The following is a 23,539-nucleotide window of genomic DNA, read 5'->3' on the forward strand; positions in this document are numbered from 1 at the left end:
CTCATGTGACGCGCCCCCATGTCGTCATGCCCGAGGCCGCGTCGCCGAGCATGTGGCCGTGGAACAGCCGGTCGCCGGGATTGTCGGCGGTGAAGGCGATCTCGCGCGTCTCCCTGCCGTCAACAAGGACCGTGTCCCGCAGCGGCCCCAAAGCGCCGTCCACGGACACCTCCCGGAAACGCATGCCGTGCAGGTGCATGGTGTGCGGAAAAGCGGTGTCGTCGACAAAGCGTCGGCGCACGCACTCGCCCTGCCCCACCCGGATTTCGCGTCCCGGGATCGTGCCGCCGTCTCCCCGGATCTCGGTCTGCGGATCGCGCTCGGGCAGCGATGGAAGCCGAGCGACCTGCGCCGCGAGTTCGGGGATGTCCTCGGCGGCGAAAATCCCGCGCGGGAGACCCGTGCCAAACCCGGCAAGTCTGGCCAGTTTCACGGCATCACGTCTTGTGGGTGTCATCGGTTCATTCCTTTCAGAGCGGGGCCGATGGCCCCGCCGTTTCCTCGGTCGATCCAGGTCTACCGCTCGACGGGCTCCCCTTCGTCCTTCACGATCTCGTCGGCCCCGCCTGCCTCCGGGTCGAACAGGTAGATCGCCATCGCCTCGCGATCCTGTGGAGACAGGAACCGCGTGCCTTCGCGGACGACCTCGGCCATGCTGCCGCCAAAGGCGTCGCCCGAGGGCGTGAGGCCCGATTGCAGCGCATAGGCCAGCGACGAGACCGTCCAACCGTTCTGTTCGAGGTCTTCGGCCCGGATGGACGGCGCCTTGCTGCCGCCCGGAAGCTCGGCATTGCCGGCGAAGACGGCGCCGAGATCCCGGCCGCCCGCCAGGTTCCGCGGCGTATGGCAGGCCCCGCAATGGGCGGCACCGCGCACCAGTTCACGGCCCCGGTTCCAGGCGTCGCTGCGGTCGGGCAGCGGTTCCGTGTTGGGCTCGTAGAAAAACGCGCCGCGCCACAGCTTCAGCCCCCACCGCTGATCGAAGGGGAAGCTGACGTCGTGTTCGGGCGCGGGTTCGGCCACCGGCGCGACGGTCTGGAACGCGGCCCAGAGATCGGCAATGTCCTGGTCCGAGAACTCGGCGTAGAACGGATAGGGGAACGCCGGGAAATAGGGCTCGCCGTCCGGACCGATGCCCTGCCGGACCGCCTTGGCAAAGGCCTCCGCCGTCCAGTCTCCGATGCCGTGCTCGGGGTCCGTGGTCAGGTTCGGGGGGTAAAACGTGCCGAAATCCGTCTCGAGCGGCGCGCCGCCCGCCAAGGGGGCACCGCCCGCCTCGAAATTCGAATGGCAGGCGATGCAGCCGCTGGCGCGCGCCAGGTAGGCGCCCCTGTCAACGTTCCCCTCCGGTGCGATCGGCGCAGGTGCGCTGCCGACCGGCCATGCGATCACAGCGGCCAGGGCGGCGCCGCTCAGCGCCGCCGCCCCGACCGACCAATAGATTATCCGACGCATGGTCAGTCGTCTTCCGCCCGGAACCGCGAATGACAGGCCGAGCAGACTTGCGACGCCATGTTGAACGCCGCATCCGCCGGCATCTGGGCGATATCCTCTGCGCTCATCATGCCGGTCGCGGCATCGCCCATCATGCCGGAACCGGAGCCCATCATGGAGCTGCCTCCCATCATGGAGCCTGACCCCATGCCGGAACTTCCTCCCATCATCGATCCGGTGCCCATGTTGCCGCCGCCCGCGAGACCGTTGCCGGCCGCGCCTTCGAGGCCCTCGGCGTGTACTTCGAGTTGCCGGGCCAGATCCTCGAACCGCTCCCAGTCAGACCAGATCAGGTCCTTGGCTTCGGAAGGCGCTTGGTTGGAACCTTCCGGAAAAAGCTCGGTCATGGCCTCGCCTGAATGCTCCTGAAAGGTGCGCGCGGCCTCGCGCATGACGTCAGCGTCATACTCGGCCTCGCCCCGCATCATCGGTGTGACCGTCTTCACGGCGTCGCCCATTGCCTTCATCGCTTCCATGCGATCCTTCACAACGCCGGTCGCGCCGCTGTGAGCAAGGGCCGCCACCGCCGTTCCGGTCACGGCAATTGCCGCCAGAATCATCGTTCTCTTCATCATGTCGATACTCCATTATCCTGAATTCTGGTTCATTCGTGTTTCAGGAGCGTCGGCGCGGCGGAGGGAGGTCCATCTCCGGGCGGATGTCATCAACCAATTGGAAGGGCGCAAGGTATCGCGTCGAGGTCACGACCGCAGGCGGCACGATTTCCGCCACCAGAGCGAAGATGGCTGCCGTGAAGCAATCAACTCCGGGATGGCAATGCCCCGCGGTTTCCGTTTCCGACCGGTGGACAGGCACCTCGTCTGCCTCATGCAGCGCCGCCGACGCCACCGGCGCATGATCGTTCTGATGGGTCGGGGCGATATCCGGAAAGCCCGCCAGCAGCAGCACCGCCAGCAGCACCAGAGCATGCAGCAATCCGTTGGCACGCCGCAGGATCATCACTCGATCCCGTTTGCCCGTTGCAGCTCGCGCACGTAGGCTACAACCATCTTGACGTCGCCTTGCGTGAAGCCTTCGACCGGGGGCATGTTGCCGAAATCCCAGTGATGCGACCGCACGCCGTTCTGGGCCGCCGCGATGAATGCTCTGTCGGAATGATGGCTGGGCTCGTAGATCTTGTGGACCAGGGGCGGCGCGACCCCGTCCTGTCCTGCCGCATCCTGACCGTGGCAGGTTGCGCACCTGGCCTCGAAGACCGTCTTTCCAAGTCGGGCATTACCGGAGAGCCCGGCCGGGAGGCTGACCTCTGCAATCGGGGCGCCTTCGGCGATTTCGCTGGTGTCGGGTGGTGTCATCGAATGTCCCGTCCGGGCAGCTTCTGGCTGCAGGAATTTCGAGCCTACGACCGCGAGCCCTCCCACCAGAACGACGGTTACCATCACACTCAGCTTGTCCATCAACCTTTCTTTCTCTTTTGAAACTCAGATGAGCTTGACCCGGGTTCCCAAGGGCGCCCTGTCGTAGACTTCTTCGATCTGCCGGTTGTAGAGACCGATACAACCGCTCGACGAGCGTCGCCCGATCTTGCGCGTGTCCTGCGTGCCGTGGATCCGGTAGAACTGCCAGGAGAGATAGAGGGCACGTGTCCCAAGCGGGTTTCTCGGGTCGCCACCGTCGACATAAGCCGGCAATGTCGGATCACGTTCGCGCATGGCCGGCGTGGGTCCCCACCCCGGGTTCTTTCGTTTCTCGACAATCTCGGTGTAGCCACGGCGGGTGAGCTCTTCTGTCAGCGGGACAGATGTCGGGTAGATGCGCATCTCGCCATCTTCCGTCCAGTGCTGAAGCATCCTCGACGTTGTGTCGGCGATTATGATGCCTTTTCCGAGCCAATCAAAGTGGTCGCGCCAATCGTGCGTGCGAAACGATGAAATGTTCCGCTGCGCGCCATCGGCGGCGGCGTGTACGACAGCCGGCTTCGCGATAAGCGCGAGTGCGCCCGCCATCAGCCCTCGCCGGGTCAAGTTGATCGAACGATCTGCGTTCATCTTCACATGTCTTGCTCTCTTGCCTCTTCAAGAAAGATGAATAACCGAGAAGGTGCGCGCGACAATCTGACAAGCCTGCGAGAAATGTATCGGTTTGTATCCTTGACCTTCCACTGGGGTAAGGGCGGAAAGCGAAGCGACGAATTCTCAAGGGTGAACCAACCATGCGGCACGCGCATCGACCTGGGCTGAGGACCCATTGATCGCGGGCAGTTGTCATGCGTCAGCCTCCGTAAGGAGACGTTGAACACTAGCAACCTTTTCTGGCTGACCCAAGAGCCGCTGGAGCGCCTGCGACCTTTCTTCCCTGGGAGCCACGGCAGGCCGCGCGTTGATGATCGGCGCGTCCTGATCGGCGTTATCGATATCAACCACAATGACTTACGGCGGCACGACGCGCCGGCAGCCTATGGTCCGCACGAGACGCCCTACAATCGCTGGAAGCGGTGGCGCGGGTTGGGTGTGTTCGCTCGAATGTTCGATGGGCTCGCGGCAGAGGCCTCGCAAACGACGACGATCATGATCGACGCCACTTAACCGAAGCAGGCATGCCCGCCGTGCTGATGGAAACCCGGCGGGTAAAGCAAGAGCGAAGTGCCCGATTTCAGGTATGCCGATGTCTGCCCCTCTGCCTGTCTTCCATTGGACCTGAGGCGTCACGCCTCGTGCCTCACTCCTCGAGAGCGGCCTTGCGACGGCGGTATTCGTCTTCATCGATCTCGCCCTTGGCGAGCCGCTCGCGCAGGATGTCGAGCGCGTCCGGGGACCGCCTGCCACCGCTGCCGTTGTTGTCGCGCAGCCAGTGAACCGCCAGCACGATCAGGGCGATGATGACGCCCCAGAAGACCAGCATCATCAGACCGCCGAAGACGCCGTAGCCGCCGCCCCACATCATGTGCCCGTCCCACGGGCCTTCGGGGTCCGCCATCGCCATCGTTGCAGTCATGCTCACGACGGCAGCCATGCTCCAAAGCCTGAAGGTCATCGCTTTCTCCTTTCATCGGTTGTTTCGGGGGCAAGCGGGATCGAGATCGCCGCGCCAAGACCGCCGGTTTCGCGGTTCCGCAGAGTGATGTCACCGCCATGCGCCTGGACGATCGTCCGCGCGATCGACAGGCCCAGGCCGTGCCCCCCGGTTTCGCGTGAGCGCGACTCCTCGATCCGGTAGAAGGGGTCGAAGACCTTCTCGAGCTTGTCCCGGGGAATGCCGGGGCCATCGTCCTCGACCGTCAGCACGAGGGTATCGCCCTGGCGATGCCAACCGACCGTGGCGCCGCCCCCGTAGCGGTCGGCGTTTTCGATCACGTTGCGCAGCGCCCGCCGCATGGCGTTCGGCCGCAGGCGCGCTTCGACCCGAGGCCCGGCGTCGATGACGAACCCTCGGGGCATGTCCGCGCACAAAGCCTCGAGGAAATCGTGCAGGTCGACGGTCTCGGGCTGCTCCGACCCGGTCAGCCCGCGCGCGAAGGTCAGCGTCGCATCGACCATCCCCTGCATTTCTTCGACCGAGGCGACGAGGCTGTCGCGCGTTTCGATGTCGTCCACCATCTCGGCCTGCACCCGCATGGCGGTCAGCGGCGAGCGGAGGTCATGCCCCAGTGCGGCCAGCATCCGCGTCCGGTCGCCCACGAACCTCGTCAGGCGATCCTGCATGCGGTTGAAGGCTCCGGTCAGATCGCGCACTTCGGTCGGCCCAGCCACGGGAAGCTCGGCCACGTCCTCGCCCCGGCCAAGGCTGTCTGCCGCGCGCGCCAGCCGTCGCAACGGCCCGGTCAGACGCGTCATGACGAACCAGATAACCACGACCAGCAGAAGCCCCGCCGACATGGCAAAGGTGAGCATGGAATAAAGCGGCCACTGGATCGGCGGTTTTTCGAACCGGGTGCCAACGTTGAGCCACTGACCGCCCCGGGTGGCGATGGAAAGGTTCATCTCGACCGCGGTCAGTTCGCCCCGCATCATCGCCATGTGCATGTCGGTCATCTCGCGGGACAGATTGGGCAGCGGCATCAGCTCGCCTTCGACCTGGTGCAGCTCCACGCGAATGTCGCGACTGTAGCTGTCGTCGAGCAAGGTCCGGATCCGGGCTTCGACAAGTCCGCCGTCGGAATGATCCGTATGCTGAACCGACGCGGTCTCGGACAGATCGAAGCGCACCAGCGGGGAATTCGCGGCCCTGAGGATCGAGAGATGAAGGTTGGGCGGTGCCTCGTCGATGAGCCGCGCCACGTTCGCCGCACGGCCGGCAGCTTCGAAGCCCAGGGCGGCGCGAATTGCGAGACTTCGCTCATCGGCAAAGAGAAAGAGGCTGACCAGTTGGGCCACGACAAGTGCTGCGACGACAAGCAGTATCAACTGGACCCGCAGTGAATTCAGATGCCGCGATATCACCCCTCCTCCTCCACGTCGGTGGCCAGGCAATACCCACCGTTGCGCACCGTTCTGATGATCCTCGGACGCAGGACATCGGGCTCGATCTTGCGGCGCAATCGGCTGATCTGGTTGTCGATCGTCCGGTCGAGCGGCCCTGCCGTGCGGCCCGCCGTCAGGTCAAGCAGCTGGTCGCGGCTCAGCACCATCCGCGCGCGCTCGAGCATGACGATCAGAAGCCGGAATTCCGAGTCGGTGAGAGGGATCTCGCCCTGCTCGTCGTCGACGAGGATCTGCCGGTCGGTGTCGAGCACGAGATGCTCGAAACGCACCTTCCGCCCCGCCAGCTTGCCGGCAAGGGACTCGGACCGGCTGCTCCGCCGCAGGACCGACCTGATCCTGGCCAGCAGTTCGCGCGGGTTGAACGGCTTGGAGAGGTAGTCGTCGGCCCCGATCTCGAGCCCTGCGATTCGGTCCGGCTCTTCTCCGAGAGCGGTCAGCATGATGACCGGCACCGCGCCCTCGGCGGCCAGCCTTCGACAGACCGAGAGCCCGTCTTCGCCCGGCATCATCACGTCCAGAACGACGAGATCGAAATGCCCGGCCGCGAGCTTCGCATCCATGTCGGCCGCGTCCTTCGCCGCGGTCGCGCGCATCCCGTTCTTCACGAGGTATCGCGTCACGCTTTCGCGGATCTGCGCGTGATCGTCCACGACAAGAATATGCGGAGGCTGGCCCATGCCCTTGATTTTAACGGAATTGGCCGTCGGATTTCACCAATGGATTTGTAGCGGATTGTATCAGGCCAGCGGTTTGCGACAGACCGTTACAATTCGGCTGATGCACTGACATTCAATTTTGCGCAATCATGCCGATGTCATGGGTTACCAACCCGAACAAAGGAGGATTCCATGCCGACACTCGCAAGGAAAGCAATCATTCTCTCAATCACCATGCTGACCGCCGGAGCAGCTCTGGCCGACAGCGGCCACCACGATCGCGATGGCTCGGGGCCTCGCATGGGCCGCGACGCCATGCCGATGGGCGGCGACAGGCACGAGATGATGGAGCACATGATGCGCATGATGACGCTGATGCACGGCTCGGACACGATGGGCCCGGGCATGGGTGTCATGGGCGGTCCCGGCATGGGCGGAATGTCCATGATGGACCGCGACATGATGCAGATGATGATGGGACCGGGCATGATGAACGATATGCCCGGGGGCAGGCCCGGCCGGATGATGCAGTCGCGCCTCGAGAACTACGACGCGGACGGCGACGGCGCGCTGGACCTCGACGAGTTCGCCGAGTGGCACGCCGCGATGCTGCACGAAACCATGGTGGACCGCTTCCAGCATCTCGACGCGGACGGTGACGGCACGATCACCTCGGAGGAGATGAAAGCCCTCGCCGGCCGCGTGACCCGGATGGGCGGCGGCGACCCGGACAAGCGGCCGATGATGCAGGGCGATGACACGGGCGACCGCCCGATGATGCAGGGCATGCCGGACCAGAACTGACTCGGCAGTACTGCCTTGACCCAAGGCCCGGTCCGGCGGACCGGGCCCGCTCATCCGGAAAGGAGCAGGTCCATGAGCTACACGCACGACCGCCTGCTGAAAGGTGTCTCCATCGACGATGCCCAGGCGCACCTCCGCGCGTCGCTCCCGAATGACGGGTTCGGCGTCCTGACCGAGATCGATGGCGAGATGGATGGCGACCGCATCCTCGGCGCCTGCAACCCCAAGATGGCCTGCGGGGCCATCGGGATCGAGCCCCGCGTCGGCGCGATGCTGCCCTGCAACGGGATCCTGCGCGAGACCGATGGCAGGAGCGAGATCAGCGCGATCGCCCCCATCGTCTGGATGACGGCCATCGACAACGACGCCTGCACGCCGTCGCCGGGCAGGTCCGCGATATGCTTGTCGGTGCCGTCGATGCCGCCTGATCCCGTCCGGTCATGACACTTGCCGCGATTGCAGTCGGAGTGGGCCTCGTCGCCCTCGTGGGCCTTGTCCACCACTATGCCCTCTATTTCCTCGGTAGGGCGGCACCGCGGCCGGATTTCAGCGCGACGCTGGCGATACAGTCGACCTTCATCGGTCTGCTGCTTCTCCACGTCGCCGAGATCCTGGCCCTTGCCGCGGCGAACCGTTGGCTGCTGGGCTGGGAGGGGCTGGGCGGGCCCGCCTCCGCTCCGCTGTCGTGGGCCGACCTCATCTACCTGACCGGGGTGAACTTCACCACGCTGGGCTACACGCAGATCGAACTGGCCGGTAACATAAGGATCGTGACCATGCTGCAATCGCTGGGCGGCTTCATGATCCTGACCTGGTCGGCGACTTACCTCTTCACCGTGTGCCAGAAGAGCTGGCAACGCGCCGAAAACGAATGACCGGAGCCACGGCAAAGCAGAAGCTCAGGATCGTCGCGGCGGGCGCCGCGCCCTGCTGTTGGCTGCGTTGGTCGTGGCGTGGCTGACCGGCTGGCCGCCCGATGGCCTCGACCGGGAGACCGTCGCCCGCTGGGTGGCGAGCGCCGGACCGTGGGGCCCGCTTGCCGTGATCGGCCTGATGACGGCGGCGGTCGTGGCCAGCCCGCTGCCCAGTGCGCCGATCGCGCTCGCCGCCGGGGCGGCATACGGGCATTACGCGGGCGCGGCCTATGTCGCGCTCGGCTCCGAGGCCGGCGCGATCTCGGCCTTTCTCATCGCGCGCGGGGCCGGCCGCGGCGCGGTCGAGCGCATGCTCGGGAACAAGCGCGACTACGGCCTGCTCGGCTCGCAGAACGCGCTGACGCTGACCGTCTTCGTCAGCCGACTGTTGCCCTTCGTGTCCTTCGACGCGATGAGCTATGCCGCCGGGCTGAGCCGCCTGCACTTCTGGCGCTTCGCGCTGGCGACCCTCGCCGGGATCCTGCCGGCCAGCTTCGTGCTCGCGCATTTCGGGAGCCTGGCCATGGAGGGTGATTTAGGCACGGCGGAGTGGATCGTCCTCGGCCTCGGACTGCTGACCGCGGTGCCGCTCGTGCTGATGGCCCTGCGCGGCGGAACGGGCGCGAGCCGACGGCAGACCGAACGGACCCAGGACAAGGAACGCATTGAATGAGCTCCGACTATCGGAAAGACAGCATCACGCTTCTCGACGCCATCGCCATGGGCACCGGCGTGATGATCGGCGCCGGCATCCTTGCGCTTACCGGCCAGATCGCCGACCTCGCCGGTCCGCTCTTTCCCTTCGCCTTCATCGCCGGCGCGGTCGTGACCGCCTTCAGCGCCTGCACCTACGTCAAGATGTCGAACGCCTACCCCTCGGCGGGCGGCATCGGGATGATCCTGCAGAAGGCCTACGGGCCGACAACCGTCGCTGCCGGTGCCGCCCTGCTCATGGCGTTGTCGATGGTGATCAACGAAAGCCTCGTGGCCCGAACCTTTGCCAACTACCTGCTCCGCGGGCTCGACATGCCGCGCGACACATGGATGGTGCCCGCGATCAGTGTCGGCGTGATCTTCTTCGCGTGGCTCGTCAACATCTCGGGGAACCGTTCGGTCGGGTGGCTCTCGGTCCTGATGGCCGCCCTCAAGGTCGGCGGCATCACGCTCTTCGGCGCGGCGGCGCTCTGGGCCGGCGGGTTCAGCTTCGAGGCCACGGGCCGCGGCGGAGAAACGACCGGGGCCGCCGGCTTCGTCGCCTCGATGGCGCTGGCCATCCTCGCCTTCAAGGGCTTCACCACCATCACCAACAGCGGCGCCGAGATAACCAAGCCGCACCGCAACGTCGGCCGCGCCATCGTCATCTCCATCGCGGTCTGCACGCTGGTCTACCTGCTGGTCGCCTTCGCCGTCGGCAGCAGTCTGCCGCTCGACCGGATCGTCGAAGCCAGGGACTATGCGCTGGCCGAGGCCGCCGAGCCCGCGCTCGGGCGCACCGGCTTCTACCTCACCGTTGCGCTCGCGCTTGTTGCCACGGCCTCGGGCCTGATCGCGAGCGTCTTTGCCGTGTCGCGCATGCTGGCGATGCTCACCGACATGAAGATGATCCCGCACAGCCATTTCGGGATGCCCGGCGTTATCCGCGACCACACGCTGGTCTACACGGTGGTGATCGCCTCGCTGCTGACGGTCTTCTTTGACCTCAGCCGCATCGCCTCGCTCGGGGCGTTCTTCTACCTGGTCATGGACATCCTCATCCACTGGGGCGTCTTCCGGAACCTGCGCGAGGAAGTCGGCGCCCGCGGCTGGATCCTGCTGACGGCCATCGGGCTCGACGCCGTGGTGCTTGCTGCTTTCGCGGCGATGAAATGGCAGGCAGACCCGTCGATCGTGCTGATCGCCGTCACCGCGATGGCGGTGGTCTTCGTCTTCGAGCACGTTTTCCTGCGACTGCGCCCACCGCCGCGGCATCACCATCGACATGGCGCTTGACCTTCCAGTTACTGGATGCCCCATCAAGACGATGTGAAAGGGAGTCGGTCATGTCCGAACACGCGAAACACCATCACCACCACGATCACGGCGCCCCTGCCCCCGACGGGGCCGAAACCGCGAAAGACCCGGTCTGCGGCATGACCATCGAGGTCAAGGGCGATACCCGCAATCAGGATTTCGGCGGCGAGACCTATCATTTCTGCTCGGAGGGCTGCGAGGAGAAGTTCAAGGCGGACCCGTGGTTCTATGCCTCGGGCAACGCCGCAAAGGCCGGTCAGCAGGCACAGCCCGGCACGCAATGGACCTGCCCGATGCACCCCGAGATCGTGCGCGACGAACCCGGCGCATGCCCGATCTGCGGCATGGCGCTGGAGCCCATGGTGCCCAGCGACGAGCCCTCCGAGGAACTCACCGATTTCACCCGCCGCATGTGGATCAGCGCGGCTGCCGCCGTGCCTCTCATCATCCTGACCATGGGCGAGCTGGTGAGCCTGCCGGTGCGCGACTGGATCGGCCACCGCGTCGCCACCTACGTCGAATTCCTCCTCGCAACGCCAATCGTGCTCTGGGCTGCACTGCCGTTCTTCAAACGTGGCCTCGCTTCCTTCCGTAACATGTCGCCCAACATGTGGACGCTGATCTCGCTCGGTGTCGGCGCGGCCTATGTCTACTCGCTCTTCGCGACCTTCCTGCCGGGGGTCTTCCCGATGGAATACCGGATGGGCGAAGGCGTCGGGACCTATTTCGAGGCGGCGGTCGTGATCGTCGCGCTGATCTTCGTGGGCCAGGTACTTGAACTGCGCGCCCGCGAACGCACCGGGGACGCGATCCGCGCGCTGCTCGACCTCGCCCCCAAGACCGCCCGGCGCATCCTGCCCGATGGCAGCGAATACGACGCCCCGCTCGAGAACGTGGTCGAGGGCGACATGCTACGCGTCCGTCCCGGCGACAGCATCCCCGTGGACGCAGAGGTGGTCGAGGGCCGCTCGTCGGTCGATGAAAGCATGATCACCGGCGAGCCCGTCCCGGTCGAGAAGACCGAGGGCGACCGAGTCACCGGTGGCACGATCAACAAGAACGGCACGCTGTCGATCCGCGCCACGCAGGTGGGTGCCGACACTGTGCTCGCCCAGATCGTCGACATGGTCGCGGGCGCCCGCCGCTCGCGTGCGCCGATCCAGGGGCTGGCCGACCGCGTGTCCGCGGTCTTCGTGCCCACGGTGGTCGGAATCGCGGTACTCGCCTTCATCGCATGGCTTCTCCTCGGTCCTGACCCGGCTATCGCATTTGCCATCACTGCGGGTGTTTCCGTTCTCATCATCGCGTGCCCCTGTGCACTTGGGCTCGCCACGCCAATCTCCATCACGACCGCCGCCGGGCGCGGTGCTCAGGCGGGCGTTCTGATCAAGGACGCCGAGGCGCTCGAGCGCATGGCGCGCGTGGATACGGTAATCGTGGACAAGACCGGAACACTGACCATGGGCAAGCCACAGCTTACCGACGTGATCGCGTTCAATCAGGCCGACGAGGCCGAGGTGCTCGCGCTCGCCGCGGCCCTCGAGCGCGGCTCGGAACATCCGCTGGCCGAAGCCATCGTGCAGGGCGCACGGGACCGCAACGCTGAACGGCTCGACGTCACCGATTTCGACGCGGTCACCGGCAAGGGCGTGACCGGCCGCGTCTCCGGCCGTGACGTAGCGCTCGGCAACCCGGCACTGATGGAGACGTTGAGGATCGAGATCGCCTCCGCCGAGGACCGGGCCGACGCCCTGCGCGCGGACGGCAAGACGGCAATGTATGTGGCGGTGGACGGAAGCCTCGTCGGTCTCGTGGCCGTGGCCGACCCGATCAAGGAGACGACCGAGGGCGCAATCCGGGACCTGCACGCGCTGGGCCTGCGGGTCATCATGGCGACCGGCGACAACCATCGGACAGCCGAGGCCGTCGCGCGCCATCTCGGCATCGACGAGGTCCGCGCCGGGGTTCTGCCCGAGGACAAGAAGGCCTTGGTCGAGGAGCTGCGCGCGCAGGGGGCCTACATCGCGATGGCCGGCGACGGCGTAAACGACGCTCCGGCCCTCGCCGCAGCGGACGTCGGCATCGCCATGGGCACCGGCGCCGACGTGGCGGTCGAGAGCGCGGGGATCACACTGTTAGGCGGCGATCTCGTCGGGATCGTCCGCGCGCGCAAGCTGGCTACTGCGACGCTGCGCAACATCAAGGAGAACCTGTTCTTCGCCTTTGCGTACAATGCAGCGGGCGTTCCGATCGCAGCAGGTATCCTTTATCCGTTCATCGGGCTGCTGCTTTCACCGATGATCGCGGCTGCAGCAATGAGCCTGTCTTCGGTCTCGGTCATCGTCAACGCACTTCGTCTGCGCCGCATGAAGCTTTGACAATGCTCCGTCGCGCGCGCGCGACCGCCCGGGAGTTTATCCTCTCGGGAGGTGATTTTTGAATAATCAGCAAGCAAGCGCGTTCCCCTTCCTCCGGGCACATTCATCCTGCGGCCACGAACATCGGGATTCCGAGTGCCGTGAGGCGGTCGAGGACTGCCACCCGGATCCGGACCTCCGCCACCTGGCGGTCGAAATCATGGTAGATCAGCCGCCGGCCGAGCAGCTTCACGCAGTTCATTTTCGCCTCGCTCCTGCGCGCCGGCGGTAGCCGCTCCAAATCCGCCAGAGCGCCCGGCCCAGGTGCTTCGACGATCACAGGATCTCGTTGCGCGTGCGGACTCCTACCGCGTCTCGCTTCCAGGGCCGGGCATTCTGAGGAACCGGAATGATCGCTGCTGCTCCACGGGCCGCAATGGCATCAAGGCAGGCGCGTGTGCCGTAGGCACCTTCAGTCGTGAGTGCGGCGATGCCCACGTTCGCCGGAACCTGGGCGAGCAGGTGGACCGAACATTCGCAGGCCTCACCGCTGAGGCGCCAGTCTGGTGCATCGGTCATTGATTCCGCGCCGCTCCTGACCCCGGTGGCCCTTGTGGGGGGCGCAAATGGGGTCTCGCGCTCTGGCTCCGCCCCTCTCAACGATCACCGGGCCAGTGCCGGCTTTTGCGCAAGCGGAAGAGAGGCTTACAGAAAATGTGATCGGTTAGAGCAGCCTGTTTTGGATCTGCCTTTGGTAACTTTGCGGAACTATTGCATTGTATAAAATGATCTTTTGTCACGCCCCTGCCGAACCTAAGGTGATCACCAGACACGGATGAGGCCAACGGCAACACATGAAAGATACGGCGAACACCATGAAACTGCATCAGGGGCTGGCCCGGGCCTTAGCGGATCTCGAAGTCACGCATCTCTATGGTCTTGTCGGAGATGCCAATCTCTTCATGGTGGATAGTTATGTCGAAGCCGGGCACGGTCGCTATGTCGCCTGCACGCATGAAGCAAACGCGGTTCTCGCCGCGATCGGCTCTGCGCAGGCAACGGGACGCACCGGCGTCGCGACGATTACTCACGGCCCGGCCTTGACCAACGTGGTGACGGCGCTCGCAGAGGCGGTACGGGGCGGCATTCCGCTGGTGGTCCTGTGCGGCGACACGGCGCCGGGCGACCTGCAGCACCTGCAGAAGATTGATCAGCGCGAGGTCGTGGCAAGCACCGGCGCCGTCTTCATCGAGATGCGCAGCGCCGCGACGGCCATCGAGGATCTGAACCGCGCATTCCGAATTGCGGCCCACCGCCGCTGTCCCGTCGTCTACAACATGCGTGTCGACCTGATGTGGGACGACATGGCTGCGCCCGATGCTGCCGTCGCGGTGCCCGCCTGCACCATGGCACCGGCCTCGGGCGACGCTCTGGAAGAGGCAGCGGGCATGCTGGCCTCGGCCCGGCGCCCGCTGATCCTTGCGGGGCGCGGCGCCGCGACCCCCGAAGCCCGCGCCGCCCTGCTGGAACTGGCGGAGCGCATCGAGGCCCCGGTCGCCACCACCCTGAAGGCGCAGGGCCTGTTCCACGGCGAGCGCTTCGACCTCGGCATCTGTGGCGGCCTCAGTCATCCGACGGCCACCGAGGTCATCATGCAGTCGGACTGCATCCTCGCCTTCGGCGCGAGCCTGAGCAAACACACCACCGAGGAGCGGGCCTATACGAAGGGCAAACGCGTGGTGCAGATCCTTCCGGACGCTCAGGAAACGCCCCGCCTCGACACGCCGACGCTGCGCCTGATCGGCGATATCGCAGGCACGGCGCGCGCGCTGACCGATCTTCTGGACATGGCCGAAATTCCGGGCTCGGGCGCCACCGGCGACGACCTTGCCGAACGGCTGCGGGCCGAGGCCGAGTCCTTCGCGCAGATCCCCGCTGCGGCAAAGACCGCCCCCGGCACCGTCGACATGGCCCCGGCGCTGCGCCGCCTGAACAGGGCGCTGCCAACTGAACGGGTGCTTGTCGCCGATCTCGGTCGCTTCGTCACCACCGCCTGGCGCAACCTGCCGGTCACCCGGCCGCAGGATCTCGTCTACACGTCACATTTCGGCGCCATCGGCTGCGGACTCGGGGAAGCAATCGGCGCCGCGACCGCCATCGATGACCGGCCCACGGTTCTGGTCGCGGGCGACGGAGGCTTCACGCTCTCCGGCCTGAGCGAGCTTGTGACCGCGGTTCAGGAACGCGCCGACCTCGTGGTGATCCTCTGCAACGATGGCAGCTACGGCGCCGAGCACGTCCAGTTCACCAACCGCAAGATGAACCCCGGGCTGTCGATGATCGCCCGGATCGATTTCGCCGAAACTTGTGCGACGCTCGGCTTCGCGACGGTGCGGGTCACCGACGAGGCCAGCCTTGACGCAGCCTGCACCGCGATCGCCGACCGCGACGGACCGGTTTTGATCGACCTGCGCCTCGATCCCACGATGATCGAGATGTAAGGCGTCCCCGAAATCCCGCTTTACGGCGGGGCAACCGGTCGGTTGCGGCTCCTCCCTCACCAAGCGCCGCGACCGACGAGAATAATAGACCCAACAGGAGACACGTCCATGAGCCTCACAAGACGCAACTTCCTCAAGTCCTCGGCCGGCGCCGCGGCCCTCGGCGCGATCGGCGCTCCGGCCTTTGCCCAGTCCGACACGTTCATCGTGAACATGTTCGGCGGACGCTGGGAAAACGACTGGCGCCAGTACGTCATGCCGAAATTCGCCGAGCAGATCGGCAAGGATTTCGACCTCGACATCGGCCTCGGCATGGCCTGGATCTCGAACTTCCGCGCCGCAGGTCCGGACAATCCGCCCTTCCCGGCGGTGATGCTGAACGAGAAATACACCGCGATGATCCGCAACGACGGATACTTCGCCGAGCTGACTCCCGAGAACGTTCCGAACATGGCCGACGTGATCGAGCCGGCGATCCTCAAGGGCAACACCGCCGTGACCGGCATGCTTGCCCCGCTAGTCATCGCCTATCGCACCGACATGGTGGACGAGCCGCCGAAGGGCTGGGCCGACCTCTGGGACGAGCGCTTCAAGGGCCAGCTGGGTCTCTACAAGATCACCAACTCCGCTGCCACGATGATGGCGCTCTGGGCCGGCGAGCACTTCGGCTCGGGCCGCGACGACATCGAGACCGCCGTCGCCAAGTTCAAGGAACTCGCGCCGTTCCCGCAGATCGGCTACTCGGCGCAGCTGACGCCGCTGCTGACCCAGGGCCAGATCGCCGTCGCGCCGATCGACCTCGGCGAGGTGAAGACCATGCAGGAGCAGGGTCTGCCGATCGACTACGTTGTGCCCGAAGAAGGCATGCTGGTGTTCGACCACTCGTTCTCGGTCTTCGAGAACAGCCCGGACAAGCAGCTCGGCTTCGACTACGTCAACTTCGTGCTGTCGCCGGAAATCCAGCTGTGGATGGCGGAAAACTGGCTCATCGCACCGACCAACAAGACGGTCGAACTGCCCGAGGAACTCCAGAAATGGCCGCTGCAGCCGGAAATCGTCAGTCAGGCAATTCGCTTCGACTGGGATGAAACGCTCGCTATCATGCCGGCGCTGAACGACCTCTGGGAACGGACTATCTGAGGCATGGCGACGGTTGAAGTCAGGGATCTGCGCAAGCGGTATCAGGATTTTCTTGCGCTCGACGGCGTGTCACTGAAGGCCGAGTCCGGCCAACTGGTGACGCTGCTTGGGCCCTCGGGATGCGGCAAGAGCACCACGCTGAGGTGCCTTGCCGGTTTCCTGGAGCCCAACGGGGGCGAGATCACGGTAGAAGGGGAGTCGATCCTCGGCGTCCCGGCCAACCGTCGCGGCTTCGGCGTGGTCTTCCAGAACTACGCCCTGTTCCCGCACATGACCGTAGCCGAGAACATCGGCTACGGACTCAAGCTGCAAAAGCTGGCAAGATCCGAAATCGAAACCCGCGTGCATGACGTGATGAAGCTGGTGCGTCTCACCGGCCTCGGCGATCGACTGCCGCGGCAGATCTCGGGCGGCCAGCAGCAGCGCGTCGCGCTGGCACGCGCGCTTGTGCTCAAACCCAAGCTGCTGCTGCTCGACGAGCCGCTGGCCAACCTCGACGCGCGGCTACGCGACGAAGTGCGCTGGCTGATCCGCGACCTGCAGCAGCAATCGGGAATCACCGCCTTCTATGTCACCCACGACCAGTCCGAGGCGATGGCCATGTCGGACATGGTGGCGGTCATGAAGGCAGGCCGCGTGGCACAATTCGCCACCCCGCGCGAGATCTATCAAAAGCCCGTCGAACGTTACGTGGCCGACTTCACCGGCGAGGCGAACTTCCTGCCCTGCCAATCGGTGACGCCGCTGGCGGAGGGGCGCTACGGCATCACCGCCGCCGGCACCACGCTGGAACTGGACGGCGTGCCCGGCATCGAGGCCGGCGCACCGGCAGAGCTGCTGCTGCGTCCAGAAGCCCTGTCGCTGACATCTCCGGAGGCAGGCACCTTCCGCGGTCGGGTCACCAAGTCGGCCTTCCTCGGGGCGGCGCTGCACTGCGAGATCACCCTGCCGGGCGACAGCGTGCTGAAGCTCTCTGCGGAACCCAACACCGTGGTGCACACCGGCGACGAGGTCGGCATCGACATCGACCGTAGCCATGCCTGGTTGATGCCAGAGGTCTCGCCATGACCCTGCGCAACCCCAAGCTCCTGCTGGCGATCCCTGCGATCGTGCTGATCTTCGTGTTCATGATCCTGCCGATCACCAACATGGTCGAGATGAGCTTCAGGACGCCCGGCGAGACCGAGCCGTTCGGCGAGGCCTATACCACAATGCATTACGACCGCATTCTGGGAGACGGTTACTACTGGGGTGTTCTGCTGCGCTCGCTGCTGACAGCCGGGCTGGTGACCGTGCTGTGCCTCGTGGTCAGCTACCCGATCGCCTGGCACATGTCGAAGGCGAAGGGGCTGAAAGCGGTTTTCCTTTATGCCTGCATCGCTTCGCCGCTCATGACCGGGGTCCTGGTACGTAACTTCGGCTGGATGATCGCCGCGGCGCTCAACGGGCCACTCAACGAGACGCTGCTGGCGCTCGGCATCATCGAGCGCCCGCTGCGGCTGCTGTTCACGCAAGGGCTGGTGATCCTCGCACTCGTGCACGTCTTCGTGCCCTTCATGGTGCTGCCGATCAACAACGCGCTTCGCAACATCTCTCCGACGCTGATCGAGGCATCCTCTTCCATGGGGGCCACCCGCCGCGAGGTCTTCCGTGACATCATCCTGCCGCTGAGCTTTCCCGGCATCTACCCCGGGATGATCCTCGTCTACGTGCTCGCGGTCGCGGCCTATGTCACCCCGGCGTTGCTCGGCGGACAGATGGTCAGCTACATGCCGACCCTCATCATCGGCGAGCTCACCGGCACCTTCCAATGGCCCTTCGGCTCGGCGCTTGCGATCGTCCTGTCCGTCTCGACCATCTGTGTCGTGGCGCTGTTCACCGCGCTGACCGCAAAACTCATGGAAAGGTCCAAGGCATGAGCGACGCGACCTCGACCTTCAGCCATCAGCGGACCGTGGGCCTCGCCTTCGGCGTTCTGATCATCCTGCTCTACGTGTTTCTGATGGCGCCGCTGGTGATGATCATCGGCGCCTCTTTCACCGAGAGCTTGCTGATCGAGTTCCCGCCGCAGGGCTTCTCGCTGCAGTGGTACTTCGAGTTCTTCAACCGCCAGGATCTTGTCGAAGGGCTGCTGATGTCGTTGCGCATCGGCGCGATCACGGCGATCGTCACCACCACGGTCGCCATGATGGCGGCCCTGGCGGGACAGGTGATCGCGGGCAGGCTGTCAGGCTGGTTCCAGCTGGGCATGACCCTGCCGCTCCTCGTGCCCGAGCTGCTGACGGCGGTCGGCCTGCTGTTCTTTCTCTACAAGATCGAGCTGGGCCGCACCGTGATCGGACTGCAGATGGGCCATATCCTGATGTCCTTTCCCTACGCCTACGTGTCGATCGCCGCGGCGCTGCGACAGGTGCCGTCCTCGCTCGAGGAGGCCTCGGCCAGCCTCGGCGCCACGGGATGGCAGACCTTCCGGCTGGTGATCCTGCCGCTTGTGATGCCGGGGCTGGCGATGGGCGGGATCTTCGCCTTCATCAACAGTTTCGATCTCTACACCATCTCGCTGCTGCTCAAGCCGCTCGGGGGCAATACCCTGCCGCTCGCGCTGTTCGACTTCCTCACCTACGAGTTCAAGCCGACCGCTGCCGCCGCCGCGACGCTGTCGATCCTGCTGTCGATCCTCGGCGTGGCCCTTGTGCAGAAACTCGTCGGGCTGCAACGCGCCTTCTGACCGGCCTCCGGTCAGAAGCACCTCACAAACGAAAGACCCAAGCCATGTCCGATCCGTCGGCCCGCCCCCGTGTGCTCTACCAGCTGGCCAGCCCGCTCCACCGCACCGCCGGTCCCGAGGTGGTCCTGCGGCGCGCGGCGATGCTGCAGGCATGGGCCCCCTCGGCACAGGTGGAGATCGCCTCGCCCGAGGATGGACCGAGCGCCATCGAGTCCGCCGCAGATGCGGCGATGGTCTTCCCGGCCTTGCGCGAAAGCGCCTTGGGATGGGCGAGTCGGCACGACGCGGTTGTCATCGGCTGCTTCAGCGACCCGGCGGTCGATGCGCTGACAGAGATCTCCGGGCTCGCGGTGATCGGCCCGGGCGAAGCGGGCATGCTGGCCGCCGTGCAGCTCGGCGAGCGCTTCTCGGAGCTGTCGTCGGACCCGACGCCGCCGGGGCTGCGCCGCCGCATACGTGGTATCGGCCTCGAGGACAGCTTTGTCTCCGAGGTAACGGTGGGCGGCTCGGTCGCCGATCTCAACCGAGATCCCGAGACCCACCTGCCTGCCATCGTCGAACGGGCGCAAGGCTGCGTCGCACAGGGCGCCGACGTGCTGGTGCTGGGATGCTTCGCGCTCTCGTTCATTCCCGGCCTGCCCGAGAAACTGACACAGACGGTCGGCGTGCCGATCGTCAACCCGGTGATCGCCGGGCTCAAGGCCGCAGAGGCCGCCGTTCTTTACCGCGCGGGCCTGCCGCGCGGTGCCCAGATTTCCTCAGATACCCGGAGTGCGGAATGACCCCCAACGACACCACCGCCCCGGCCCCGGACGCCTTCCAGGGCCTCGTCGATACCGCGCGCTTCCAGCGTGCGCGGCGCATCCCCATCGCGGACTTTGCCTATCCCGAGGGCGTGAAGATCGCGGTGAACTTCACCCTCGATTTCGACGCCATGCTGCTGCGCCGCCTGCTGAACGAGCCCTGGGGCCAGAAGGCCAAGGGCGAGTTTGGCGGTCGCGTCGGGGTCTGGCGGATCATGGAGATGTTCGATGCCGAGGACGTGAAGGTCACGCTCTTCACCCCCGGCCGCATCTGCGAGCTTTACCCCGAGGTCCTGCACCACGTGGTCGCCAACGGGCACGAGCTTGCCGACCACATGTGGGAGCATGAAGTCTACGACGATCCGCAGATCGAGGATGCGCATCTGACCCGTACCCTCGCCGCACTGTCGAAGATTTCAGGCAAGCCGGTCACCGGCACCCGGTCGAGCCATACGCCCGGGCTGCTGCGGTCGAAGGGCGTGGTCTACAACTCCTTCAGCTCCGCGGACGACCTGCCGTTCTACGAACTCGATGCGCAGGGCGAGAACCCGATCCTGCAATTGCCGTTCCACTATGCGCTCGATGACGCGATGTTCTTCAGCTTCGGCTGGCTGGATACGCCGAACCAGGCGCAGCGGGTGATGGATGTCGACGAGGTCTTCGAGATCTGGTGGGACGCCTTCCTGCAGCAGTACAAGGCCGGCGGCTACGTCAACTTCCTGCTGCACCCCTTCGTGTCCGGCCACGCCATGCGGGTCGACATGCTGCAGCGGCTGATCCAGCGGATGAAGACGCTGCCCGGGGTCTGGTTCCCCACATGCGACGCCCTCGCGCAGCACATCCTGACGCAGCACCCCTACACGCCCGCCTCGGAGTAAGCCCATGCCCTGGAAAGACAATTACACCACCTCCGACGAAATCGGCATGCGCGACGGCACCATCGTCTGGCCCGAGGGACAGCAGATGGCGCTGGGACTGACGGTCAATCTCAACCCTGCTGGCAAGGCCTCTGGCATCAGCGCCAAGGACCTGGCCTATCCAACCTGGCATTTCGGACTGACCCGGGGGCTCGACAACTTCCTTGCACTCTTTGCCGAAACCGGGGTCCGCGCGACCTTCGCGACCCCTGCCGTGGTGGCCGAAGCCTATCCTGACGTGATCGAACGCCTCCTGAAGGCCGGGCATGAGATCGCTGCGCAGGGGCTGCTTGGCGAAGACCCGGCGACCCTCGCGCCCGGGCAGGAGGCCGAGCACATGGCCCGCGCCACCGAAGTGCTGACCCGCGTCACGGGTGCTGCGCCAAAGGGCTGGTACGCGCTGTCTCGCCCCGACGACCGCGCCGCCACCGGATGCGCCACCGATGACACCGTCGCCCTCCTCAAGGCGCAGGGCTACGACTACATCGGCAACGGGCTCGCCGATGATGCGCCCTACTACTGGGTCTCGGATGCGGCCAGGGAAGAGGCCCTGCTGGCCCTGCCCTACTACTATCATTTCGACGACACCTTCTTCCTGATGTTCCCGCGCGAGGGCACCGGCCTGGAACGGCCACAGGCGCTGCTGAACAACTGGCGGGCCGAGTTCCGCGCGCAGTACCGCCGCGGGCGCTACTTCAATCTGTGCGTCTCGCCCGCACGGTCCGGTTGGGGGCATCGCTTCGACAATCTTGCCACCGTGCTGCGCGAGGCCATGGCTCATCCCGGCGTCTGGGCCGCCACCGGTGCCGAGATCGCGGCGCATTGGCAGGGCCGCTACCCGGCCTCCGAGACGCTGAAGCTCGCGCCGAGCATCTGGCAAGACTACGCCGACAGCCTGAGCTGAGCGATGATGCAGAGCGAAGATATCCTCAAGGGCCTGATGCGCTGGGTCGAGATCGACACGCCCACCGGTTCTGTTGCGACGATTGCGCGGCTCGTGGACCTGATCGCCTCGGAGCTCGCGCCGCTGGGCTGCGACATCGAGCGCATCCCGGGTCGTGACGGTATGGGCGATCACCTGGTCGCCCGTTTTGCAGGTTGCGACGGGCCGGGCGTGCTGGTGACAAGTCATATCGACACGGTCTGCGCCCCCGGCTCCGTCGAGATCCGCCGCGACGGCGACCGCCAGTACGGCCCCGGCATCGCCGACATGAAAGGCGGCGGCTATCTCGCGCTCTGCGCCATGCGCAGCATCGTGGAAAGCGGCACGGACCTGCCCGGGCCGGTGACGCTGATCTACAACTCCGACGAGGAAATCGGCTCGCCGACCTCGCACGCCCTGATCCAGGCCGAGGCGCGCAAGCACGGCGCGGCGCTTGTCCCCGAACCGGCGCGTGGCGACGAAGCCATTACCTTCCGCAAGGGCCGGGCCAAGTACACGCTCGACTTCCACGGTCGCGAAAGCCATGCCGGATCGGCCTTCGCCGACGGGCGCTCGGCGATCCTGCAGATGGCGCGGACCATCGGCCAGCTGGAACAGATGACCGATCTCGACACGGAAACCACCGTCAACGTGGGCCGCGTGCGCGGCGGCACCGAGCCGAACGTGGTCGCCGGGCATGCCGCCTGCGACATCGACGTGCGCTTTGCCGACGATGCGCTTGGCTTCGCCGTCGAGGACGCCCTGAAGGCCCTGCAATCCGATGATCCCGAGGTGACAATCACCCTGTCCGGCGAGATCGAGAAACCGAGCCTCGCCCGCACCCCCGAAACCCTCGCCATGTTTGCCCGCGCGAGCGAGATCAACGCCGGCCTCGGCGCGCCCATGGTGGAAACCCGCTCGGGCGGCGGCAGCGACGGCAACTTCACCTGCGCCGCCGGCGTGCCGACGCTCGACGGGCTTGGTGCCATCGGCAACAACTGGCATTCGCCGCAGGAGCATATCCTCGTCGCCCCCCTGGCGCGCCGCGAGGCGCTGCTGCGCGCGCTCATCCTGACCTATGCGGCTGCACGCCCGACCGGAGACGATTCATGAAACCCAGCTTCGGACAAACCCGCTCCGACATCCGGCGCAATCACGCGCTGCTGACCTCAGAGAGCCACGAGTGGATCACCCAGCCCGACTGGCCGGGTGCCGAGCTGGCATACCTGATCAGCCCCGACATGGGCGCGAAATTCGCCATGGCGCTGGTGCGCGGCGCCGAGGCACTGTCGGACATCGCCCCCGCCGACGAGGGCATCGCCCGCTTCGTCTTCGTTCTCGAGGGAAGCGTCAGCATCTCGACCGGGCAGACACTGGCCGCCGAGGGCTACGGCTTCCTGCCCCCCGGTGACGCCGCGACCCTGAGCACCACCGCGGGCACGCGCTTCGTGCTTTTCGAGTGGCGCTTCCTCGCCCGCGGTGAGCTGCCCGCAGCCGTGTTCGGCTCGGTGGCCGAGATCGACGGTGCCCCCCTGCGCGGCGACGACTGGCTGATGGTACAGAAGATGCTGCCCACCGACGCGGGTTTCGACGGTGAGTTCAACATCATGAATTTCCATCCGGGTGCCTCGCTCGCCTATGTCGAGACCCACTTCATGGAACATGGCCTGCTGATGCTGGACGGCGGCGGCGTCTACCGGCTGGACGACCAGTGGTACCCGGTGGGCGCGGGCGACGCGATCTGGATGGGACCGCATGTCCCGCAGTGGTTCGGCGCCCTGGGCCGTACCCCCTCGCGCTACCTCATCTACAAGAATTACAACCGGTCGCCGCTGGCCGAGCGATGATCAG

General features: G+C 65.8%; 24 protein-coding genes and 3 pseudogenes. 17 read left to right on the forward strand and 10 right to left on the reverse strand.

The window, feature by feature from the left end; translation table 11 throughout:
* Position 1: 1 nt before the first annotated feature.
* The 6 genes from D6860_RS25865 to D6860_RS07190 are packed head-to-tail and all read right to left on the reverse strand — an operon-like array spanning position 2 to position 3,503.
* Positions 2–457, reverse strand: coding sequence for a multicopper oxidase domain-containing protein (locus tag D6860_RS25865; RefSeq protein ID WP_076622158.1), 456 nt, complete (start codon positions 455–457; stop codon positions 2–4).
* A gap of 59 nt (positions 458–516) precedes the next feature.
* Complete coding sequence (locus tag D6860_RS07170) at positions 517–1,455, reverse strand: c-type cytochrome (protein ID WP_076622159.1); 939 nt, start codon at positions 1,453–1,455, stop codon at positions 517–519.
* 2 nt (positions 1,456–1,457) lie between these two features.
* Positions 1,458–2,066: a c-type cytochrome gene (locus tag D6860_RS07175; RefSeq protein WP_076625219.1), complete on the reverse strand. Its 609-nt coding sequence runs from the start codon at positions 2,064–2,066 to the stop codon at positions 1,458–1,460.
* 43 nt (positions 2,067–2,109) lie between these two features.
* On the reverse strand, positions 2,110–2,454 hold the full coding sequence (locus D6860_RS07180) for a hypothetical protein (protein WP_017469917.1): 345 nt from the start codon (positions 2,452–2,454) through the stop codon (positions 2,110–2,112).
* Positions 2,454–2,912, reverse strand: coding sequence for a c-type cytochrome (locus tag D6860_RS07185; RefSeq protein WP_076622160.1), 459 nt, complete (start codon positions 2,910–2,912; stop codon positions 2,454–2,456). The genes D6860_RS07180 and D6860_RS07185 overlap by 1 nt, the downstream gene beginning before the upstream one ends.
* 24 nt (positions 2,913–2,936) lie before the next feature.
* Entirely contained in the window at positions 2,937–3,503 is a 567-nt protein-coding gene (locus D6860_RS07190; protein ID WP_076622162.1) for a L,D-transpeptidase, read from the reverse strand.
* Between the two features lie 243 nt (positions 3,504–3,746).
* Between D6860_RS07190 and D6860_RS07195 the strand changes: the two are divergent.
* Positions 3,747–4,037: pseudogene (locus tag D6860_RS07195) on the forward strand (IS5/IS1182 family transposase); the annotation flags it as partial.
* A 136-nt stretch (positions 4,038–4,173) separates the two neighbouring features.
* Here D6860_RS07195 and D6860_RS07200 read toward each other — a convergent pair.
* From D6860_RS07200 to D6860_RS07210, 3 genes are read right to left on the reverse strand one after another with little or no spacing between them, the layout of a single operon-like run.
* Positions 4,174–4,488, reverse strand: coding sequence for an SHOCT domain-containing protein (locus tag D6860_RS07200; RefSeq protein ID WP_017467008.1), 315 nt, complete (start codon positions 4,486–4,488; stop codon positions 4,174–4,176).
* Positions 4,485–5,858 (reverse strand): ATP-binding protein, encoded by a 1,374-nt coding sequence (locus D6860_RS07205; protein ID WP_371683187.1) that lies wholly within the window; start codon positions 5,856–5,858, stop codon positions 4,485–4,487. The genes D6860_RS07200 and D6860_RS07205 overlap by 4 nt, the downstream gene beginning before the upstream one ends.
* A gap of 32 nt (positions 5,859–5,890) precedes the next feature.
* A complete protein-coding gene (locus D6860_RS07210; protein ID WP_017467010.1) occupies positions 5,891–6,613 on the reverse strand; it encodes a response regulator in 723 nt (240 codons plus the stop codon).
* A gap of 171 nt (positions 6,614–6,784) precedes the next feature.
* On the opposite strand from D6860_RS07210, the gene D6860_RS25620 reads away from it, so the two are divergent.
* The 6 genes and pseudogenes from D6860_RS25620 to D6860_RS07240 all read left to right on the forward strand — a co-directional run bounded on the left by D6860_RS25620 (position 6,785) and on the right by D6860_RS07240 (position 12,698).
* Positions 6,785–7,396, forward strand: a complete 612-nt coding sequence (locus tag D6860_RS25620) for a penta-EF hand family protein (protein ID WP_229743231.1) — start codon at positions 6,785–6,787, stop codon at positions 7,394–7,396.
* A 72-nt stretch (positions 7,397–7,468) separates the two neighbouring features.
* Positions 7,469–7,824, forward strand: a pseudogene (locus D6860_RS07220) (DUF302 domain-containing protein).
* Positions 7,825–7,836: 12 nt separating this feature from the next.
* Complete coding sequence (locus D6860_RS07225; RefSeq protein WP_076622164.1) at positions 7,837–8,271, forward strand: ion channel; 435 nt, start codon at positions 7,837–7,839, stop codon at positions 8,269–8,271.
* Positions 8,272–8,329: 58 nt separating this feature from the next.
* Positions 8,330–8,983 (forward strand): TVP38/TMEM64 family protein, encoded by a 654-nt coding sequence (locus D6860_RS07230; RefSeq protein ID WP_371683188.1) that lies wholly within the window; start codon positions 8,330–8,332, stop codon positions 8,981–8,983.
* On the forward strand, positions 8,980–10,299 hold the full coding sequence (locus D6860_RS07235; protein ID WP_076622167.1) for an APC family permease: 1,320 nt from the start codon (positions 8,980–8,982) through the stop codon (positions 10,297–10,299). The genes D6860_RS07230 and D6860_RS07235 overlap by 4 nt, the downstream gene beginning before the upstream one ends.
* A 50-nt stretch (positions 10,300–10,349) precedes the next feature.
* Positions 10,350–12,698, forward strand: a complete 2,349-nt coding sequence (locus D6860_RS07240) for a heavy metal translocating P-type ATPase (RefSeq protein WP_017467093.1) — start codon at positions 10,350–10,352, stop codon at positions 12,696–12,698.
* 103 nt (positions 12,699–12,801) lie between these two features.
* Here D6860_RS07240 and D6860_RS25625 read toward each other — a convergent pair.
* Positions 12,802–13,199, reverse strand: a pseudogene (locus D6860_RS25625) (transposase); the annotation flags it as partial.
* A 353-nt stretch (positions 13,200–13,552) separates the two neighbouring features.
* On the opposite strand from D6860_RS25625, the gene D6860_RS07250 reads away from it, so the two are divergent.
* The 10 genes from D6860_RS07250 (at position 13,553) to allE (ending at position 23,535) form a co-directional block, all read left to right on the forward strand.
* A complete protein-coding gene (locus D6860_RS07250) occupies positions 13,553–15,178 on the forward strand; it encodes a thiamine pyrophosphate-binding protein (RefSeq protein ID WP_229743230.1) in 1,626 nt (541 codons plus the stop codon).
* A 108-nt stretch (positions 15,179–15,286) separates the two neighbouring features.
* Positions 15,287–16,318: an ABC transporter substrate-binding protein gene (locus D6860_RS07255; protein WP_017467904.1), complete on the forward strand. Its 1,032-nt coding sequence runs from the start codon at positions 15,287–15,289 to the stop codon at positions 16,316–16,318.
* A gap of 3 nt (positions 16,319–16,321) precedes the next feature.
* Positions 16,322–17,386, forward strand: coding sequence for an ABC transporter ATP-binding protein (locus D6860_RS07260; RefSeq protein WP_076622169.1), 1,065 nt, complete (start codon positions 16,322–16,324; stop codon positions 17,384–17,386).
* Positions 17,383–18,237 (forward strand): ABC transporter permease, encoded by an 855-nt coding sequence (locus D6860_RS07265; protein WP_083697728.1) that lies wholly within the window; start codon positions 17,383–17,385, stop codon positions 18,235–18,237. Before D6860_RS07260 ends, D6860_RS07265 begins: the two co-directional genes overlap by 4 nt.
* The gene (locus tag D6860_RS07270) at positions 18,234–19,046 is read left to right on the forward strand and encodes an ABC transporter permease (protein ID WP_076622171.1); all 813 of its coding nucleotides are present in this window, start codon (positions 18,234–18,236) and stop codon (positions 19,044–19,046) included. Before D6860_RS07265 ends, D6860_RS07270 begins: the two co-directional genes overlap by 4 nt.
* 44 nt (positions 19,047–19,090) lie before the next feature.
* Positions 19,091–19,828, forward strand: coding sequence for an aspartate/glutamate racemase family protein (locus tag D6860_RS07275; RefSeq protein ID WP_076622172.1), 738 nt, complete (start codon positions 19,091–19,093; stop codon positions 19,826–19,828).
* Positions 19,825–20,727: a polysaccharide deacetylase family protein gene (locus tag D6860_RS07280; protein WP_076622173.1), complete on the forward strand. Its 903-nt coding sequence runs from the start codon at positions 19,825–19,827 to the stop codon at positions 20,725–20,727. Before D6860_RS07275 ends, D6860_RS07280 begins: the two co-directional genes overlap by 4 nt.
* A 4-nt stretch (positions 20,728–20,731) precedes the next feature.
* Positions 20,732–21,670: a polysaccharide deacetylase family protein gene (locus D6860_RS07285; RefSeq protein ID WP_017468262.1), complete on the forward strand. Its 939-nt coding sequence runs from the start codon at positions 20,732–20,734 to the stop codon at positions 21,668–21,670.
* A gap of 3 nt (positions 21,671–21,673) precedes the next feature.
* Positions 21,674–22,801, forward strand: coding sequence for a M20 family metallopeptidase (locus D6860_RS07290; RefSeq protein ID WP_083697729.1), 1,128 nt, complete (start codon positions 21,674–21,676; stop codon positions 22,799–22,801).
* Positions 22,798–23,535, forward strand: a complete 738-nt coding sequence (allE, locus tag D6860_RS07295) for a (S)-ureidoglycine aminohydrolase (RefSeq protein ID WP_076622174.1) — start codon at positions 22,798–22,800, stop codon at positions 23,533–23,535. Before D6860_RS07290 ends, allE begins: the two co-directional genes overlap by 4 nt.
* The last annotated feature ends 4 nt before the right edge of the window (positions 23,536–23,539 follow it).

Origin of the sequence: Salipiger sp. D13, from assembly GCF_003703915.1 — a bacterium.
GTDB classification, from domain to species: Bacteria; Pseudomonadota; Alphaproteobacteria; order Rhodobacterales; family Rhodobacteraceae; genus Salipiger; species Salipiger profundus.